This window comes from Marinomonas piezotolerans (assembly GCF_003362755.1).
Lineage (GTDB): Bacteria > Pseudomonadota > Gammaproteobacteria > Pseudomonadales > Marinomonadaceae > Marinomonas > Marinomonas piezotolerans.
On record NZ_QKRA01000002.1, the window covers coordinates 273,065 to 290,658 of the forward strand.

14 protein-coding genes are annotated in these 17,594 nt (G+C 47.5%); 8 read left to right on the top strand and 6 right to left on the bottom strand.

Translation table 11 applies throughout. The features are described from left to right. Window positions 1-37: 37 nt before the first annotated feature. Window positions 38-1,525, bottom strand: coding sequence for a Na+/H+ antiporter NhaC family protein (locus tag DN730_RS05245; protein WP_115467061.1), 1,488 nt, complete (start codon window positions 1,523-1,525; stop codon window positions 38-40). 264 nt (window positions 1,526-1,789) lie between these two features. On the opposite strand from DN730_RS05245, the gene DN730_RS05250 reads away from it, so the two are divergent. Next, window positions 1,790-2,008 (top strand): hypothetical protein, encoded by a 219-nt coding sequence (locus tag DN730_RS05250; RefSeq protein ID WP_115467062.1) that lies wholly within the window; start codon window positions 1,790-1,792, stop codon window positions 2,006-2,008. A gap of 84 nt (window positions 2,009-2,092) precedes the next feature. Here the strand turns inward: DN730_RS05250 and DN730_RS05255 are convergent, their stop codons facing one another. Next, a complete protein-coding gene (locus DN730_RS05255) occupies window positions 2,093-3,259 on the bottom strand; it encodes a DUF1501 domain-containing protein (protein WP_115467063.1) in 1,167 nt (388 codons plus the stop codon). A 6-nt stretch (window positions 3,260-3,265) separates the two neighbouring features. Then, window positions 3,266-4,612: a hypothetical protein gene (locus DN730_RS05260; RefSeq protein WP_115467064.1), complete on the bottom strand. Its 1,347-nt coding sequence runs from the start codon at window positions 4,610-4,612 to the stop codon at window positions 3,266-3,268. 512 nt (window positions 4,613-5,124) lie between these two features. On the opposite strand from DN730_RS05260, the gene DN730_RS05265 reads away from it, so the two are divergent. Then, entirely contained in the window at window positions 5,125-5,388 is a 264-nt protein-coding gene (locus DN730_RS05265) for a hypothetical protein (RefSeq protein ID WP_115467065.1), read from the top strand. Window positions 5,389-5,983: 595 nt separating this feature from the next. Continuing rightward, window positions 5,984-6,247, top strand: coding sequence for a hypothetical protein (locus tag DN730_RS05270; protein ID WP_115467066.1), 264 nt, complete (start codon window positions 5,984-5,986; stop codon window positions 6,245-6,247). 219 nt (window positions 6,248-6,466) lie between these two features. Here the strand turns inward: DN730_RS05270 and ilvY are convergent, their stop codons facing one another. Next, complete coding sequence (ilvY, locus tag DN730_RS05275; protein WP_115467067.1) at window positions 6,467-7,342, bottom strand: HTH-type transcriptional activator IlvY; 876 nt, start codon at window positions 7,340-7,342, stop codon at window positions 6,467-6,469. 202 nt (window positions 7,343-7,544) lie between these two features. On the opposite strand from ilvY, the gene ilvC reads away from it, so the two are divergent. The 3 genes from ilvC (at window position 7,545) to DN730_RS05290 (ending at window position 12,693) form a co-directional block, all read left to right on the top strand. Further along, window positions 7,545-9,017 (top strand): ketol-acid reductoisomerase, encoded by a 1,473-nt coding sequence (gene ilvC / locus DN730_RS05280; protein WP_115467068.1) that lies wholly within the window; start codon window positions 7,545-7,547, stop codon window positions 9,015-9,017. A 160-nt stretch (window positions 9,018-9,177) separates the two neighbouring features. After that, window positions 9,178-10,620 carry a molybdate ABC transporter ATP-binding protein ModF gene (gene modF, locus DN730_RS05285; protein ID WP_115467069.1) on the top strand — a complete coding sequence of 481 codons (1,443 nt, stop codon included), beginning with the start codon at window positions 9,178-9,180 and terminating at the stop codon, window positions 10,618-10,620. 165 nt (window positions 10,621-10,785) lie between these two features. Further along, window positions 10,786-12,693 carry a methyl-accepting chemotaxis protein gene (locus DN730_RS05290; protein WP_115467070.1) on the top strand — a complete coding sequence of 636 codons (1,908 nt, stop codon included), beginning with the start codon at window positions 10,786-10,788 and terminating at the stop codon, window positions 12,691-12,693. 75 nt (window positions 12,694-12,768) lie between these two features. On the opposite strand, the gene DN730_RS05295 is transcribed toward DN730_RS05290, so the two are convergent. Next, on the bottom strand, window positions 12,769-13,422 hold the full coding sequence (locus tag DN730_RS05295; RefSeq protein WP_115467071.1) for a TetR/AcrR family transcriptional regulator: 654 nt from the start codon (window positions 13,420-13,422) through the stop codon (window positions 12,769-12,771). A 108-nt stretch (window positions 13,423-13,530) separates the two neighbouring features. Further along, the gene (locus tag DN730_RS05300) at window positions 13,531-14,808 is read right to left on the bottom strand and encodes an NAD(P)/FAD-dependent oxidoreductase (protein ID WP_115467072.1); all 1,278 of its coding nucleotides are present in this window, start codon (window positions 14,806-14,808) and stop codon (window positions 13,531-13,533) included. 239 nt (window positions 14,809-15,047) lie between these two features. Between DN730_RS05300 and DN730_RS05305 the strand changes: the two genes are divergently transcribed. Next, window positions 15,048-16,391 carry a glutamine synthetase family protein gene (locus DN730_RS05305; protein WP_115467073.1) on the top strand — a complete coding sequence of 448 codons (1,344 nt, stop codon included), beginning with the start codon at window positions 15,048-15,050 and terminating at the stop codon, window positions 16,389-16,391. Window positions 16,392-16,437: 46 nt separating this feature from the next. Further along, window positions 16,438-17,559, top strand: coding sequence for an extracellular solute-binding protein (locus DN730_RS05310; RefSeq protein ID WP_115467074.1), 1,122 nt, complete (start codon window positions 16,438-16,440; stop codon window positions 17,557-17,559). The last annotated feature ends 35 nt before the right edge of the window (window positions 17,560-17,594 follow it).

Sequence of the window (17,594 nt, forward strand, 5' to 3'; positions counted from 1 at the left end):
TCTGGTTTTTCGTACGGTACTAGGCGGGAAACGTAGGTTAAACGGTGTAGCCAAGTACGATAAAGATAATGAAGCTTATAACGGCCCCGATGGACACATAGGGCAGTTGCGTCAAAGCGTGGGACATGGGTGAACAGCCAGCACCTTGCGCTGCCAGTACGGTTGAGTCACTGAAGAAACACGCGTGGCTACCGAATGATGAGGCAGACAGTAGAGCACCGATGACAAGTGCCATGTTGGCATCAACGCCTAAGGCAATCGGAACGACGATTGGAATCGCGATGATGAACGATCCCCAGCTTGAAGCAGTACCGAAGACCACGGCAGCCATGACCACAAATACCAGTGCTGGCATCAATTCGGCGGTCATCATCGGTGCCACAACACTCACGATGTAGCTGGTCATGCCTAATTCATCGTTGACGCTTTTAAGCATGAAGCCTGCGATCACGGTAGAAAGCGGGTAAAGCATGACTTTGAAGCCTTCAAAGATGCCTTTCATTTGGTCTTCTAGCGATAGCAGCCCTTGTAGATAGTACATCGCAACGGTGATGCCCAGTGTGACGATAACACCTTTTAGCAAGTCGATATCGTAGTAGATGGTGGCACCAATCAGGATCAACATGGGGACGATAAAGTTGAGCATGCCGATGAAGTTGCTGGTTTTTCGGTAAGTCGGCGCCGCCGCTTCCATCGAGTCACCAGTGTAATCATCAGGCAGTGGCTGGCCATTGAATGCGCGTTTTTCGGCTTTCTTCATTGCCCCGAAATTACCCAGCATACCGCTGGCGACGAGGAATACGACGAAAAGAGCAACCCAACCGTATACCATGTACGGGATGGCAGAGATGTAAACACTAAGCCCTTTACCCGATGTGGCTAAGTCGTTTTCCTCTAATAAACCTGAGAAGAACACGGCCCACGTTGATACCGGCACCAAAATACACATTGGCGCAGCGGTGGAGTCGATGATGTAGGCAAGCTTTTCGCGGGATACTTTGTAGTGATCGGTGACTTTTTTAACGGAAGATGAAACCGCCAAGCAATTTAAATAGTCATCGATGAAGACCACTAAACCAATGAAAAAAGTGGTTAACAGTGATTGGCGACGAGACTTTATACGTCCTTTTAGCCATTCGCTGAAGCTATTGAGACAACCACTTTTTTCCAGCAATACAATCAAGCCGCCCATCAAGCCACAGACCAACACGATCCAAATGATGGTGTCATTACCCATGACCGTTGACATGGTATCCGTCAGTGACGTGACAACGGTCGACGGGTTAATCATGATCAAGCCTGCAATAACGCCTACCAGAAGAGATTCGAAGGGCGCGCGTGATATGAGGGCAATGGCGAGGACAAACAATGTGGGTAAAAGAGATTTAAAGCCCCACCCTTCATCGGGTGAGTAGGTCGTTGAGAGCGACCAGAAGAACGCAACGGCGGCCAATGTGACCAAGATAGATATCAAAGGATGCCGTTTCGGATGAATGGCATACAATGCCTTTATAACTTGTTCCATAGGGTATTCCTACTCGAAGGGATAATTATTATGTAGCGGAAAACTACCTTGAAACACGTCCGACTACCTATATCCCCAAATAGGTAACCCTTTGGGGATATTGTAACAGGAAGCATTAACGCTTATGCAATAGATGAATATCGTGTCAACAGTGAACGGTATTGAGTTCCTTTTATGGGGTAGGCGATCGCCGCATAGATTGCGTTGATGCGTGACTGGCTCTATCATCACGCGCTACCTAAATGTGGTGTAGGACAGTGTAGAATGGTGCTATTTTTCCCTTCCCAACAAGCACTCGATTGTGTCAGTGATCGCGGTCATATTCTTGGCAAGATTGAGTTTGATGGCGCACAAGACTCGTATCGGTTTGTGCCAGATCAGGAGGCCTGTGAGCTGACTGAGGCGGAAAAAGTCAGTATTGCGAGGCGTGTGGCAAGCCTGATGGCGAGTCAGTCCACGATTCCGATGCAAGATGACGACTAATATTATATGTGCTGGTGATTGGTTTAACGAACCATGTCGTCTCATCTACATCGACATGGTTCGTTGAGGGAGTGATGGCCTTCCTTAGAGGGAGGCGTAAGCGTCTAGTTTTTGTTTAAGCGTGGTAGCGGCGATGTTCGCCGTGCCCTCGAAATCCAACGACCACAAATACGAGCTGTCTTTCACCTTCGTCACCGCGTCATTCAAACTCACTCCGAGCGTTTCCAACACAAAAGCACGCAGCTCGATTGGATCCAGCGTTTTATAGTTACCAGACGGCTTGGTGTATAAGCGCGTTGGGCTGTCCTTATTGATGGTGGATTCAAACGCCTTACCAAGATGGTTGATCGCCCCTTGACCGCCGACCAGCATAGCAATTTGATGATCGCCATGATCCCAACCATTGGAGTTGTTCACATAGTAATTACGACCAAAGTCGCCATGAACCACGATGACAATGGGTTTGTTTTGTTGCTCTATTTGAGTATTAGCCTGGACCAGCGCCGCTAAAAGACCGCTCATACGACTGGTATAGTTATTGAAGGCGTTGCTGTGCATATCCCAACCGCCGTATGGTATTGAAGCGTATACAGTTGAGCTTTCTGCCTGCATATAGGACAACGTCGAGGCGATTTGTTTACCGATGTCGGAGTCCCCGTAACCTGCAATGTACGTATCACGTATTGCCTTCGCCTTTTCTAAATTCGCGGCAGCCGTGAGTTGTTCTAGATGCGGCTTGCTTGATAGACCAGCATATAAGCTATTGATCTGTTTGGCTAAATCGCCTTTATCAAAAGGGTTGGAAAAATTTGCATCGGTTGAAATATAGCCTTTATGTCGGCCAACCAGTGCTTTGCCGCCGTTACCGATGGCAATCAAGTCGGTGTCTTGTTCCAACAAGTTTGCTTGTCCCAATATGCCGTAATCTTGGCAAAAACCATGTGCCTTCGAAGTGTGCCATGGCATTAAAGAGAACAGCGACAAGCGGTTATTGGTTAGCAGGGTTTCTAAATGGTCACCCCCCGCCTCTTGCCAGAAACCATTGGTCGTTAGAGTGACGTTGTTGTAGCCAGAAATGTTTTCATCTTTGAGTAACTTGGCTTCAGCCGCCGCGGATGAAGCGCCACCATAAAGGAAAATTTCTAATACGGAGACGTCGTTGCTGCTCAACTTGGACAAGGCGAAATTGGGCAGTAATGTGGTAGATAACCCGATACCAGAGCATTTTAAAAATGAGCGTCTTGAAATCATCTTGAATTACTCCGCACTGAATTGGTAATGGGTATAGTTCATCGCGGCAATACGCAGTGCCGCCGTTACTTTGTCTTTGGTCGAGTCTTGCTGTGCAATGAGCGTATGGAACGAGGCATCATAGGTAAAAGGCTCACGCCATAGGAGGCTGTGGGCTTTGGCGAGCAAATCCGCTGGCTGCTCCGCTAACTGAGACAGCGCTACATAGGTCGCTTGACCATAGCCATAGGTCCAGCTTGATGAGAAGTTGCCTGCTTCAGTACTAAACAAGGTTTCTAAAAAGCTGGAAAGGTTACCGATGTTTAGCGCATTCCAGTCCGGCTTTTGGCGCTCCAATTTCGAAAGCATCGGCTTGCTGCCGACTTGGTCCATTAAGTCTAAGAAGGTTGAGAAGCCGTCACGACGTAATACATACTGACCTGTTTGAATCACCGGCAGCAGAATTTCTTCGGGGTATTTCGGCCGCTGGATCTTCTCCATATTTGGGTGAAGTAACGCTTGTTTATATAACTCACGGAAGGAATCAATATTCTGGCGTTTCAAACTGGCGATGACTTCCACATCTGCCGCGCCGTATAGCTGAGTGACGACATGCGCATAAACATGCGGTAAAAAGTCTGGGTGGTTCACTACGTACTGGTACAGCTCTGTTGGGGTCGTGAGCCATTGCCCATCAATAAACTGCGGTTCGGTATTTTCATTCAGCCCTTTTTGTAGGCTGCCTGTGTTTTCGATAAACGCATAGTTCTGTAAGATTTTTGCGGCTTTGGGCACGAGGTCATCTTGGAACTTACCAAGATACACTTCCAGTACTTCACGGCCATTATCCTCTGGGCTTCTAAATCGCGCCCAAAACATCTCGGATAGGAAGTAACTCAGCATGAATGATTTGATGCTTTGATCTTTCGAGACGGCATTTCGAATTTCACTCACATGAGTCAACACAATACTGTTAGACACCGTCGATAGCTCGCTGCCGACCGCTAAGCTAAAAGTATTGGCGAGTTGATAGGTAATCCAGTTATCAAAGTACTCTTTGCAGAAATGGTTGCCATGACCGAGGTGAACCAAAAAATACTCAATGGCTCTGTCCGTTCGTTGGTAGCGCTCTAGATAGGGCACGAGCTCGTAATAGAAATTGCTATCTTTGGTATCGATATCGACGAGCAGTTGCTGTTTGGTCACGGTTTTGTTGTAGGGCAGGTATAAAGCGGCAGCGGCTTGAATACCAATATTTCCGTCGGTATTTGCTCCTTGCGTGGCAGTGCTGCTGGTCTCGGGCTCAGATTCGCTGTCACAAGCTTGCAAAGCGGCAACACTGGCCAATAGTAGGGCGCGGCGTGAAGCGTCCATGGAACCATCTCCTATCATGGTGTGATTGTTATTAATAGTACGCAATTCACACAACAGCGTCATGCACATTTGGGCTAATCGTGTAAACGAGCTGGCTTGATTGTCTGTGTTCACGAATTCATTCGGTTTTTTGATGAGTAACAATCGAACTTATCGATTTCAAATGTGGATGTGACAGGGTGATTTTTGGGTCACGAAAAGACGCTTCTGTTGATTTATTGAACGATTCAGGAGCAATGGGTTGCCCTTATACTGCTAATAGATAGCAAGATATGCCGAGTACTAAGCATGAGCGTGGTTATTGTTTGCAACAATTCAAGAAAAATGAGGTTTATAACGGATATGTGCGCATTTCGTGTGGATTTGGCCGTTAATGCACGACTTTGAGCGCTTAATGAAAGAATGTTGGAACGCCGTTTGGGATACTTTTTTTATCTGCGAAAGCCTCTACTATGAATGACATCGAAACGCGAAACATGTTTTTAATTACTCAAACCTTTAGGAGGTTTATTATGAAAAAGTTAACTGCAATCGCACTGTCTACACTAACTGTTGCTGGCCTATCTACTTCTGCATTTGCTGATACAGCTTACGACGATCTACGTGAATCACGAGCTGGCTATGACGCACTGTCTGCACAACTTGAAACAATGGGTTACCAAGCAGATGAAGTAACATTTGACCGCGCAATGACGTTCTCTCAGAAAGAAGCAATCTACAATGAGAAAACGAGTGAGTTGCAAGCTCAATTCGATCGCCTAGAATCTTCTAACTAATCATTAGAAGTAGTACAAAGAGGCGTCACCGTGTGGCGCCCTTTGAACAAGCTAGATGAAAGAAAACAAAAGCCCCCAATCGCTTGATTGGGGGCTTTTGTTTTGTCGTATGTCGGCCTGTCATCATCTCGTTATTACCGAGACATCATAATGATCCTCTCTAAATACTCATAAAGCATAAGACGATAATTAGGGGTGAATGGACTCATCGAGTTTTGCTACATAACGATCGAACGTATCGATTTCAAATGAGGAGGTAGCAGGCGAGTTTTCAATCAATTAGAACCTTTTCTGATGACTTCTTGAACGATTTTAGTGCGGTTGGTGCCTTTATAGTGCGAATAGATAGCAAGATATAACGAGTACTAAGCATGGGTGTAGTCATTGTTTGCAATTATTCAGTAAAAGTGAGCTTTATAACGGATATGTGCGCATTTCGTGTGGATTTGGCTGTTTATGCACGGTTTTGGCCGCTTAATGAAAGAATTTTGAAACGCCGTTCGGAACACTTTTTTTATCTGCGAAAGCCTCTACTATGAATGACATCGAAACGCGAAACATGTCTTTAATTATTCAAACCTTTAGGAGGTTTATTATGAAAAAGTTAACTGCAATCGCACTGTCTACACTAACTGTTGCTGGCCTATCTACTTCTGCATTTGCAGACACGGCATACGACGATCTGCGTGAATCACGAGCTAGCTACGAAGCATTGTCTGCTCAACTTGAAACTATGGGTTACCAAGCAGAGGAAGTAACGTTTGACCGCGCGATGACGATCCCGCAAAAAGAAGCGGTCTACAATGAAAAAGTAAGTGAGTTGCAAGCTGAATTCAATCGCCTGCATTCTTCTAACTAATCATTCGAAGTAGTACAAAGAGGCGTCACCGTGTGGCGCCCTTTGAACAAGCTAGATGAAAGAAAACAAAAGCCCTCAATCCTATGATTGGGGGCTTTTGCTTTTACAGCATTTCTGTTTATGCACGGCCCTATTGTTGTAGGTCGTGATTCATCGCGATAGTCCTGCAACCTCAACAAAACCAAGCCTCAAAATCCGAAAAGTTCCATGCAGTGTCGTCTACATCAGCTCCCAGAATGCTTCAACCAGCGGGTTTTTTAACGTCTTCTTCAAGGTAAACAAGCCAATATCATAAGGCTCAAGCTCTGGCTGCACGTTGAGTATCTGAACACGGTCGATCAATGGACTATTATCCAACACGATTTTAGGTACGACGCCAATACCAAACCCGAGGCTCACCATGCTGACGATGGCTTCGTTGCCTGCCACTTGGGCGTAAATGTTAGGGGTGACACCAATATCGCGAAACCAGTCATCCACTCGGTTACGAGACACCCCAGCTTCAGAGACGATCATCGGTACTTGACCCCATTCTTGGGGGGTTTGAGGCGAAGTCGTGGAGACATTCGGCTGCTGCTCCAGTGGCGCGATAAACACTAGCGGGGATTTGGTGATGGGTTTAAAGGCTAACCCTCGATTCATCGCGATGGGGCGTGCTGCGATGGTGATGTCCTCGTTGCTATCGAGAATGCGTGAAATGGCTTTGTCTGGATCGCCGGTGTGCAGTTTGATCTCAATGCGGGGATGGACTTGGCGAAAACGATTGAGCAATTCGAATAAAAAGCTGTAGCTGGCCGTCACCGAGCAATAGATGCTGATTTCACCGCTGAGTTGACCTGAGTTGTCGGTAAGCTCGTGGCGAATTAAGTTCCATTGGCTGCTGGTTTCGCGAGCGTACTGCAAAAAACGCTGGCCTTCGCGGGTCAATGTCACAGTACGATTGTCGCGATGAAACAGTGTCACGCCAAGTTCGTCTTCAAGGTGGCGAATGTTGCGAGACAAGGCTGAAATACTGATGTGGCAGTCATCGCTAGCGCGTCCAAAGTGCAACGTTTCGGCCAGAGCGAGGAAGTGTTTTAACGTTTTAATATTCATACTCGTAATGATAAACCTGTTTTGCAAAAAATGGGACGTTATATTGCAAATATATCAATTTACGAAAGGCAGGCACTGCTATACATTGACCACACTCGCAGCACAGCCTTGTTGGTTTGAGGCGTGTTTGTGTCACTCTTTTTTAATATCGACGTGCTTAGATGTCGGTACTTTAAACATAAAATTTTAGGATGTGTTTACCATGGCTAATTATTTCAATACCTTGCCGCTACGCGAGCAACTAGAACAACTAGCAAAATGTCGTTTTATGGACAGCTCTGAATTTGCTGATGGCGTAGAAGCGCTTAAAGGCAAAAAAATGGTTGTTATCGGTTGTGGTGCACAAGGTCTTAACCAAGGTCTAAACCTACGTGACTCTGGCCTAGACGTGTCTTACGCACTACGTCCAGAAGCGATTGAGCAGAAGCGTCAGTCTTGGAAAAACGCAACAGAAAACGGTTTCACTGTTGGCACTTACGAAGACCTAATCCCAACGGCAGACGTGGTTCTTAACCTAACACCTGATAAGCAACACACTTCTGTAGTAAAAGCTGTGATGCCGCTTATGAAAGAAGGCGCTTGCCTATCTTACTCTCACGGTTTCAACATCGTGGAAGAAGGCATGCAAATCCGTGACGACCTAACGGTTATCATGGTTGCACCTAAATGCCCTGGTTCTGAAGTACGTGCGGAATACGTTCGTGGCTTCGGTGTACCAACGCTTATCGCGGTTCACGAAGACAACGATCCTAAAGGCGAAGGTCTTGCACTAGCAAAAGCTTACGCAGTCGGTACTGGTGGTCACAAAGCAGGCGTTCTAATGTCTTCTTTCATCGCGGAAGTGAAATCTGACTTGATGGGTGAGCAAACGATTCTTTGTGGTATGTTGCAAACGGGTTCTATCCTTTGCTTCGACAAAATGGTTGAAGAAGGTATCGATCCTGGCTACGCGTCTAAGCTAATCCAATACGGTTGGGAAAACATCACAGAAGCCTTGAAATACGGCGGCGTGACTAACATGCTAGATCGTCTTTCTAACCCAGCTAAGATCAAAGCATTCGATCTTTCTGAAGAGCTAAAAGTGATCATGCGCCCGCTATACAACAAGCACCAAGATGACATCATCGACGGTACTTTCTCTCGCGTGATGATGGAAGACTGGGCAAACGACGATGCGAACCTTCTAAAATGGCGCGCAGAAACAGCTGAAACGAACTTCGAGAAAACACCAGCAGGTGACGTTGAAATCTCTGAGCAAGAGTTCTTCGACAAAGGTATCTTGATGGTAGCAATGGTGAAAGCAGGCGTTGAGCTAGCATTCGAAACCATGACAGCAGCAGGCATCATCGCAGAATCAGCTTACTACGAGTCTCTACACGAAACTCCGCTAATCGCGAACACCATCGCTCGTAAGAAACTTTACGAAATGAACGCGACCATCTCTGATACAGCGGAATACGGTTGTTACCTATACAACCACGCTTGTGTTCCACTATTGGCTGACTTCATGAAAGACATCAAAACTGACGTGATCGGTAAAGGTCTTTCTGACACTGACAATGGCGTAGACAACGCTCGTTTGATCGAAGTTAACACTGCGCTACGTTCTCACCCAGTTGAAGCAGTGGGTGCGGTTCTTCGTGGTCACATGGCTGACATGAAGAAAATCGTTTAAGACGATGACTGCGCTTACTAGGGCAGTGTTACAAATTGACTTGCCCTAGTATCGCTCGCAACATCGTCTCTGTAGAAAAGCCGAGTAACTCATTGAGTTCTCGGCTTTTTTATCGCCTCTTTTTCTATTTTTGCTTATTTAACGTGCTAAGGAATTGCTCATGGACTCCGCTATCCGCTTAGAGAATGTATGCGTTAACTTTGATGAACGCTTTTACCTCAATCAAATTAATTGGACGATAGAACCTAGTCAGCACTGGGTGATTACAGGGACCAACGGATCAGGCAAGTCCGCGCTAGCGGCTGTGTTGGCTGGCGTGGGGGACATTGAGCAAGGCACATTAACAGGGCTGCCCGGTCGTGTTGGCTTAGTCTCCTTCGAGGCGCAAGCGGAGCTAATTGCCAAAGAGCTAAAGAAAGATGACGCCGACATAATGGACGTGATTTCGGTAGGAACCCCCGTCCAAGAAATGATCTTTTCTGACTGTGCTGATCCGGAGCTGGCGAGCGAATTAGTCGAGAAGTTTGGATTGAGTCACTTATTGGATCGCGCATTTCGTAAGCTTTCAACTGGCGAAACACGCAAGGTCATGTTGGTTCGTGCGCTCTCCAGCAAGCCAGAATTACTGATTTTAGATGAACCCTTTGACGGTTTGGATGTGGATACCTTGGCGATGTTGCAACAGCATCTTGCATCCATCATTGAGACCACGCCGATGGTATTGGTGTTGAACCGTTTTGATGAAATGCCGGACTTTATCACCCATGTAGCGTACTTAGAAAAAGCCTCGGACGACTGCGGACAACTCACGTTTAAAGTAGATCGTCAGGATAACAGCGCCTTCTCTGAGCTGTACCAACTGCTGCATCTGAAAACCACCGATCTTCAAGTGCCAAAACCGGATCCCGCTGCACAGATCCCTGCACTCGACGCGAATCAACCATTGGTCAAGCTCACCAACGCGACGATTAAATATGGCGACACGGTAATCGTGGATAACCTCAATTGGACCATTGAACCAGGTAAGCATTGGCAGTTGAGCGGCCCCAATGGCAGCGGCAAAACGGGCGTCTTGTCGTTGATTACGGGTGATCATCCGCAATGTTATACCAATGATATTTTTGTATTTGGCTTCCAGCGCGGCAATGGCGAAAGCATTTGGCAGATTAAGCAATTCATCGGCTATGTGTCTACGGCATTGCAATGGGAATACCGCGTCAGTGTGAGCTGTAAAAATGTGATTATCTCTGGCTTCTACGACAGCATTGGCATGTACAGTAAATCCACTGATAACCAGAAGAAGATAGCCGATGAATGGCTGGCATTGTTGGGTATGAGCGATCGTGCCGATCAGCCATTTAATAAGTTGTCTTATGGTGATCAGCGACTATTACTGATTGCTCGCGCTATGGTTAAACATCCGCCGCTACTGATCCTAGACGAACCTTGCCTAGGTTTGGATGACATGAATCGCCAACTTGTCCTCGCTCTTATCGAGAAAATTTGTGAAGGCAATGAAACAACTGTGTTGTATGTCAATCATCATGCCGAAGATAAGATCGCAGGCATTGAGCAGTATCTAGCATTAGAGAAAAATGGGTAGCTGATTTTTCGTTGAGTGGTCTAGACTCCAGATTGCAGACGTAGAAAAAGATGACACAAAAGGCCTACGTAACATTACACGCCTTTTTATATTAGTTTTATATAATACAGTCTGCCAAATTACCGCTTCGTGAGTCAGCGACTCTAATTATAAGAAGGTTTTATTATGAAGCTCTCACTACAAACAAAAATCATGTTACAAGGTTTGATTGCCACCCTAGTTGTCGCTCTATCGATCGGTTGGTTGGCATTCATGAAGTTCAATGAAACCACCCAAGTGAGCATAAAGTCTGAGGCTTCATCGCAGGCATCTGCCATCAGTGTGTATTTATCTAATTGGTACGAAGACCGCGGACAGACGATTGCGACGGTTCGTAGTCGTCTGGAAAAGGTACTACAGCAGAATGGTGAGAATGAGGCAGACATTCTAGAAGTGCTGCAACAAGCTCAATCCAGCTTAAATTTTGGGATGACCTTTTTAGGGTTAGAGAACGGCCATATGTATCGCCATGATCCGAGTCTGAATAGCGCAGATTATGATCCGCGTGTTCGCTCTTGGTATAAGGATGCGAAGGCAAGCAAGCGAACGTACGTCACAGCCCCCTACATTTCAGCCTCGACGAAAAAACTATCGATGACGTTCGTTGAACCTGTGATCGTGAATGGTAAGTTCGTGGGTGCCATTGGCGGTTTGGTGTTCTTAGACGATTTGTTGGATCGTATTCTTGAATTAAACGTACTCGGTAATGGTGAGCTGCTGTTAACGGATCCATCGGGTGTGGTGTTAGCGCTTCAAAATAAGGACTTGATCCTAAAAAATGTTGATGAGATTGGATATGGGCTAACCAAGAACGACATAAAAAACGCTATGCAGGCGCCTCAATTCAAGGAAGTTCGCGTCGCAGGCGATGCTAAGTTCGCGTATTTGCAAGAGCTTCAAAAGACTGGATGGGTCGTCGCGTTAGTGATGGACAAAGAAATACTGATGGCTCCTATTTCCGCATTTGCTCAAACCGCTACCATTGCCGTGTCGGTACTACTTTTAATCGCAGCGATCATTATCTTCAAAGTGTCGCAATGGCTATTGAAAGATCTGCGTACCGTAACTGGGCGTCTGCAAGATATCGCGCATGGTGAAGGGGATTTGACGGTTCGTTTGGAAGTGAATAGCCGTGATGAAGTGGCTGACCTCGTGACCGCGTTCAACCAATTCGTCGAGCGCTTACAAGGTACCATCAATAGTGTCAAAGCCATCGGCGATCGCCTGACGATGCAAGCAAGCTCGATCAATAGCACCTCAGGTCACAGCTTAGAGCGGCTTAAAGCACAGCAAGAAAACATCGAAATGGTCGCGGCAGCCGTCCATGAGATGGCGCAAGCAACGCAAGAAATCGCAGGCAGAGCTCTCGATACGGCAAAAGACTCTGACAACGCGGTATCGACCAGTGAGTCCGGTCAAAAGCAAGTAGGCGTCAGCCAGCATAGTATCGAACAACTCGCGACGGAAGTGAGCTCGGTATCCTCCGTCATCCAGCAAGTGAGCCAAGATGCAGAGAACATTAACTCTATCCTCAATACGATCTCTGACATTGCTGAGCAAACCAACCTGTTGGCGCTCAATGCTGCGATCGAAGCGGCGCGTGCAGGCGAGCAAGGGCGTGGCTTTGCCGTGGTAGCGGATGAAGTGCGCGTATTAAGTCAGCGTACGTACAGCTCGATAGAAGAAATCCAAGGCATGATTGAAAACTTGCAAAGCAGCAGTGGCAACGCCGTTAAGCAAATTAAGCGCAGTCATGACCAAGTGGAAAAAAGTGTTGATGAGGTGCGCGTAGTACGAGAAAACTTTGATGCCATCAAACAGTTGATCACTGGCATTAGTGACCGAGCAACACAAATTGCCAGCGCGACCGAAGAGCAAACGAGTGTTACGCGTGATATCAGTATGAATACCGAAGAAGTGGATAATAATGCCAAAGAGATGGTGAGTTTAGCGTATGAAAACGCGGAAACGGCGACTCAATTAGAGCAGCTCACTAGCGAGCTAAAAGAAAACATGCACTATTTTAAAAGCTAACGACTCCGTCGTAAAAAAGCCCTTGAGTGTCCCACGACCTCAAGGGCTCTTTTGTGTACAGGGTTTTTAAAGTGCCTAATCCTCTCGGCTAAAGTGATGCGCCAATAAGCTCGTTAGCATTAACTTTAGATCCGCCAAGGTGCGCGCGGCACGGCGCTCATTTTGATTCACGGCGACTAAGTAGGTGCTGTGAGTCACTTCAAGATACAGGCGGGCGATTCGTTCTCGCTCTCGGATATGTTTTTTCAAACCGATGCGCTTAAACACTTTTGCCATTTGTGAGATCACCATGGCGTCGTGATGCTCGTCGAGTTCGCGTAATTCCGGCACCGAGAACATGGCCTGTACTAAGCGCAGTACGGCGCGTTGCTGGCGATAGGTGCGTAGGTTAATGTCGACGACGTGGTCGATGAATTCAGACAGGCTCAGCGCCTCCAAATCCCACTCTTGAATCTCTTTTAAGACGACTTCGATGCTATCCAACCAAGATTTGCCCATGGCATACAAAATGGCGTGCTTGTTGGGGAAATAGTGATAAAGCGAGCCTACCGAGATGCCGACTTCTTTCGCAATGATCGCGGTATTTAGGTCGTTCAGGCCAACGGTTTCAAGCAGTTCACTGGTGACTTCTAAGATCTGTTGGGTGCGCTTAATTGAACGAGACTGAACTGGCTCGCTGCGCGGAGAAACAGATTGCATGGTTTTCATCGTCTCGTGGGTTTTGGCCATGATGGGGGTGGCATCCTTTTAGCTATTGACGGTGAATCGAGTGTCTAAATTATACACACCCGATTTCACGCTGGGTATGCTTATGCGACGTCTACCTGCCTTCATTAGTTAGGGTAAACGATCGAGCATCGAGTAGTAGAGCATGCCGGCTACGAGGCCTGGCCAACGTAGTAACGTACCACCGGGGAAATCTCGCATCGGCAATCGTTCAAATGCATCGACCCCTTCCACCGACCCTTGCACGGCTTGAGCAAAAATAGCGCCCGCATAAGTGGCCAAGGCGACGCCGTGCCCAGAATACCCTTGGGCCACGAAGACGTTTTCTTGTTGGCGGGCAATATGTGGCATGCGGTTGAGGGTAATCGCTAACGTACCGCCCCACGCGTAATCAATGGCGTATTCGCTAAGCTCAGGGTAGGTGGCCAACATGTGTTTTTTAACAAAGCCTGCAATGTCTCTTGGGAAACGAGGGCTGTAGTTTTCCCCTCCGCCCCATAACATGCGTCGATCTTTGGAAAGACGATAGTAATTCACCACAAATTTGGAATCGGCAACGGCGATGCGATCAGGATTGATTCGATCCGCTATGGCGTCGGGTAAGGGCTCTGTGGCGATGATAAAGTTATTAATGGGCATGATCTTGCGGGCGGCAGGCCGGTTGAGGTGCCCCAAATAACCGTTGCAGGCAAATAACACATAACGGCATGTGACGCGCCCTTTTGCGGTTGAGATGACTGGACGAGGGCCGTCACGGTATTCGGTAACTTCGGAGTCTTCATACAGTTTGGCACCATGTGACTCCGCCGCACGGGCAAGCCCTAAAGCGAAGTTTAACGGATGGATGTGAGCGCCGTCTTTATACCATTCGCCACCGTGATAGCGATCTGTGCCGAGCTTCTCTGCGACGGTTTTGGCGTCAAGATACTCGACGCCGTCGTAGTTCAGCGTGGTGCGTTTGTAATCCACTGCCGCTTGGATATCACGGACGTGACTCGCTTTATTGGCAACATGCAGTACGCCTGGTGTGAGATCGCAATCGATTTGGTGAGTGTTGACTAAAGACTTGACCAGCTCTACGGAATCCACCGAGGTTTGCCATAATCTGTCTGCCACCTCTTTGCCGACCTGCTTTACCATGTCTGCGTGGCCCATATTGTGCCCCTGACAGATTTGCCCACCGTTACGGCCAGACGCTCCCCAACCAATTCTATTGGCCTCTAGGAGTGTGACACTGTAACCCGCTTGCGCTAAATGCAAGGCCGCAGAGGTCCCTGTGAACCCTCCACCAATGATGCAAATATCGCTTTCGTGGTCACCGATCAGTTGAGATCGGTCTTTATACGCTTTAGCGGTGGCCGCATAGTAAGACGCTTCATGTGTGCTCAAGAGGGCACTCCTATGACAACAATTAGAACTCAATAACCGAATGATTGATCGGCTTATGCTTAATGATTATTACAAAATCGCACCTATTTTTAACAAAGTGTTGATTTAATAATCAAACTAAAATATGTTTTAAACCGAATCATTATTCGGTTTATTGCAAAGCATAACCAAATATAAAAAGATCGCAATAGGAATTTACTGCCATGTTGATGAGCAAGGCAGACAACGTAAGGTGAGTTATGACAGAGCTTGAAGCTTTTTTAAAAGAGCATGCAATTACAGAGGTCGAATCAACCCTAGCCGATATGACAGGGAATGCGCGTGGGAAGTTTTATCCGACCTTCAAATTCTTGGCAGAAAAGACAGGGCGTATCCCTGAGACCGTGCTGGTGCAAAGTGTCACGGGCGATTGGGCGGATAATCATTATGACATCGTTGATGCCAGTGACCGAGACATGGTGTTGAAGCCAGACCCGAATACCATACGCATGGTGCCATGGGCGGATGAGCCTACGGCGCAGGTGATCAATGATTGCTATACCACCGATGGTAAATTGCACCCTCTGGCCAGCCGAACCATATTGCGCCACATCTTATCGTTGTATGAACGAGAAGGTTGGCAACCCGTGATTGCGCCGGAAGTAGAGTTTTATCTCATTCAACCCAATACCGACCCAGACTATGAGCTAAAGCCAGCAGCAGGTCGCTCGGGTAAACGTGAGACATCACGTCGCTCCTACAGCATCGATGCGGTCAATGAATTCAACACCATCATTGATACCCTATACAGCTATTGTGAAGCGCAAAACTTAGACGTAGATACCTTGATTCATGAATCAGGGGCCGCGCAGATGGAAATTAACTTTATCCACGGCAACCCATTGGATCTAGCGGATCAGGTGTTTGTGTTTAAACGAACCTTGCGCGAGGCCGCACTCAAGCACGGCGTGTACGCAACGTTTATGGCAAAACCGATGAAGAATGAGCCCGGCAGCTCCATGCACATCCACCAAAGCTTGGTAGACAGCCAGACGGGCAAAAACGTGTTTGATGACAACGGTCAGCCCAGCGAGCTGTTTTACAACTACTTAGGTGGGTTACAACAATACACCCCGAATGCCATCTCGTTTTTTGCCCCGAATGTGAATTCCTATCGTCGCTTCTCACCCGAGATGGCGGCACCGATCAACATGAATTGGGGATTTGATAATCGTACAGCAGGTTTGCGGATTCCTTATGCGCCGCCTCAGGCAACGCGCATCGAAAACCGATTCCCAGGCGCGGACTGTAACCCTTATCTTGCTATCGCCGCGACGCTGGCGTGTGGGTATCTTGGGATGAAGCAAAAGCTCAAACCAACCGACCCGGTGAAGGGGAATGAGCCACCGTTGGAATACCCAGAAGTTGAGATTGCACGTACCCTAGAAGAAGGGTTGCGCCTATTGGAAGAATGCGAACCGTTGTGCGAAATTCTAGGGCAAGACTTTGTCACCGCTTATATGGGGGTCAAACGCAGTGAGTTTGAAACGTTTAACCGAGTGATTAGCTCATGGGAGCGCGAGCACCTATTGTTAAACGTGTAATGACATACTGTTTCACTATCATACGCATCATAAAAGGAACCAAAACATGACACAAAAGAGTCGATTCACCCATCGTTTGTTACCCGTCGCTGGCGTGATCTGTGCGTTGGGGGTGAGTGCTACACCCGTGATGGCGCAGACACTGAAATTCTATAATTGGTCGGACTACATCGCCGAAGACACCATCCCCAATTATGAAGCCCAAACTGGGACGGAAGTGATTGAAGATGTCTTTGATAGTAACGAAGTGCTCGAAGCCAAGTTGCTGGCGGGGCACTCGGGGTATGACTTGGTCGTGCCGACGGCATCTTTTATGGGGCGTCAGATTCAAGCGGGTGTTTTTGACACGTTGGATAAGTCGAAGTTACCCAACTTACGACACATCGACCCTGAGTTATTGAGCTTTTTGGAAGCCGTGGATCCAGGGAATCAATACGGTGTGCCATACCTTTGGGGCACGACAGGGATCGGCTATAACGTCGACAAAGTCAAAGAAGTACTGGGCGATGATGCGCCGGTGAACAGCTGGGATCTTGTGTTCAAACCAGAAAACATGGAGAAGCTACAAGCGTGTGGCGTGATGTTCCTCGATTCGCCAGATGAACTGTATCCGTTAGTGCTAAATTACCTTGGCAAAGATCCGAATAGCCGTAACCCATCGGATTATGCGCTGGATAGTGAAGCGGTCGAGGTTCTAAAAAGCGTGCGCCCTTATGTGAACCAGTTCCATTCGTCGCAATACATCAGTGCGCTGGCGAATGGCGATGCCTGTGTCGCAATTGGCTGGTCTGGTGATGTGATCCAAGCGCAAGATCGCGCCATTGAAGCGGACAACGGCATCAACATCGAATACAGCATTCCAAAAGAAGGCACCCAAGTGTGGTTTGACATGCTGGCGATTCCAAAAGATGCGCAAAACAAAGACACGGCGCATGACTTCATCAATTACCTGCTACAGCCTGAAGTGATTGCGGATATCTCCAATTACGTGGCCTACGCCAACCCAAATTTGGACGCGATGGATCTGCAAGACGAAGAAGTTCGCACGAATGAGGGGATTTACCCACCGGCAGAAGTGAAAGCTAAGATGTTTGCGCAAAAAGTCCGCGGTATGCGTATCGAGCGATTGATGGTCCGCTTATGGAGCGATGTGAAAACGGGGCGTTAACGCTGCATTGATCCCTGTAACAACCATTTAAAAGC

Coding starts and splice junctions, on each gene's coding strand:
- DN730_RS05260 (WP_115467064.1), bottom strand. CDS start 4,612: ATGGACGCTTCACGCCGCGCCCTACTATTGGCCAGTGTTGCCGCTTTG.
- modF (WP_115467069.1), top strand. CDS start 9,178: ATGGACTCCGCTATCCGCTTAGAGAATGTATGCGTTAACTTTGATGAA.
- DN730_RS05290 (WP_115467070.1), top strand. CDS start 10,786: ATGAAGCTCTCACTACAAACAAAAATCATGTTACAAGGTTTGATTGCC.
- DN730_RS05255 (WP_115467063.1), bottom strand. CDS start 3,259: ATGATTTCAAGACGCTCATTTTTAAAATGCTCTGGTATCGGGTTATCT.
- DN730_RS05310 (WP_115467074.1), top strand. CDS start 16,438: ATGACACAAAAGAGTCGATTCACCCATCGTTTGTTACCCGTCGCTGGC.
- DN730_RS05250 (WP_115467062.1), top strand. CDS start 1,790: ATGGTGCTATTTTTCCCTTCCCAACAAGCACTCGATTGTGTCAGTGAT.
- DN730_RS05305 (WP_115467073.1), top strand. CDS start 15,048: ATGACAGAGCTTGAAGCTTTTTTAAAAGAGCATGCAATTACAGAGGTC.
- DN730_RS05245 (WP_115467061.1), bottom strand. CDS start 1,525: ATGGAACAAGTTATAAAGGCATTGTATGCCATTCATCCGAAACGGCAT.
- ilvC (WP_115467068.1), top strand. CDS start 7,545: ATGGCTAATTATTTCAATACCTTGCCGCTACGCGAGCAACTAGAACAA.
- DN730_RS05295 (WP_115467071.1), bottom strand. CDS start 13,422: ATGGCCAAAACCCACGAGACGATGAAAACCATGCAATCTGTTTCTCCG.
- DN730_RS05265 (WP_115467065.1), top strand. CDS start 5,125: ATGAAAAAGTTAACTGCAATCGCACTGTCTACACTAACTGTTGCTGGC.
- ilvY (WP_115467067.1), bottom strand. CDS start 7,342: ATGAATATTAAAACGTTAAAACACTTCCTCGCTCTGGCCGAAACGTTG.
- DN730_RS05270 (WP_115467066.1), top strand. CDS start 5,984: ATGAAAAAGTTAACTGCAATCGCACTGTCTACACTAACTGTTGCTGGC.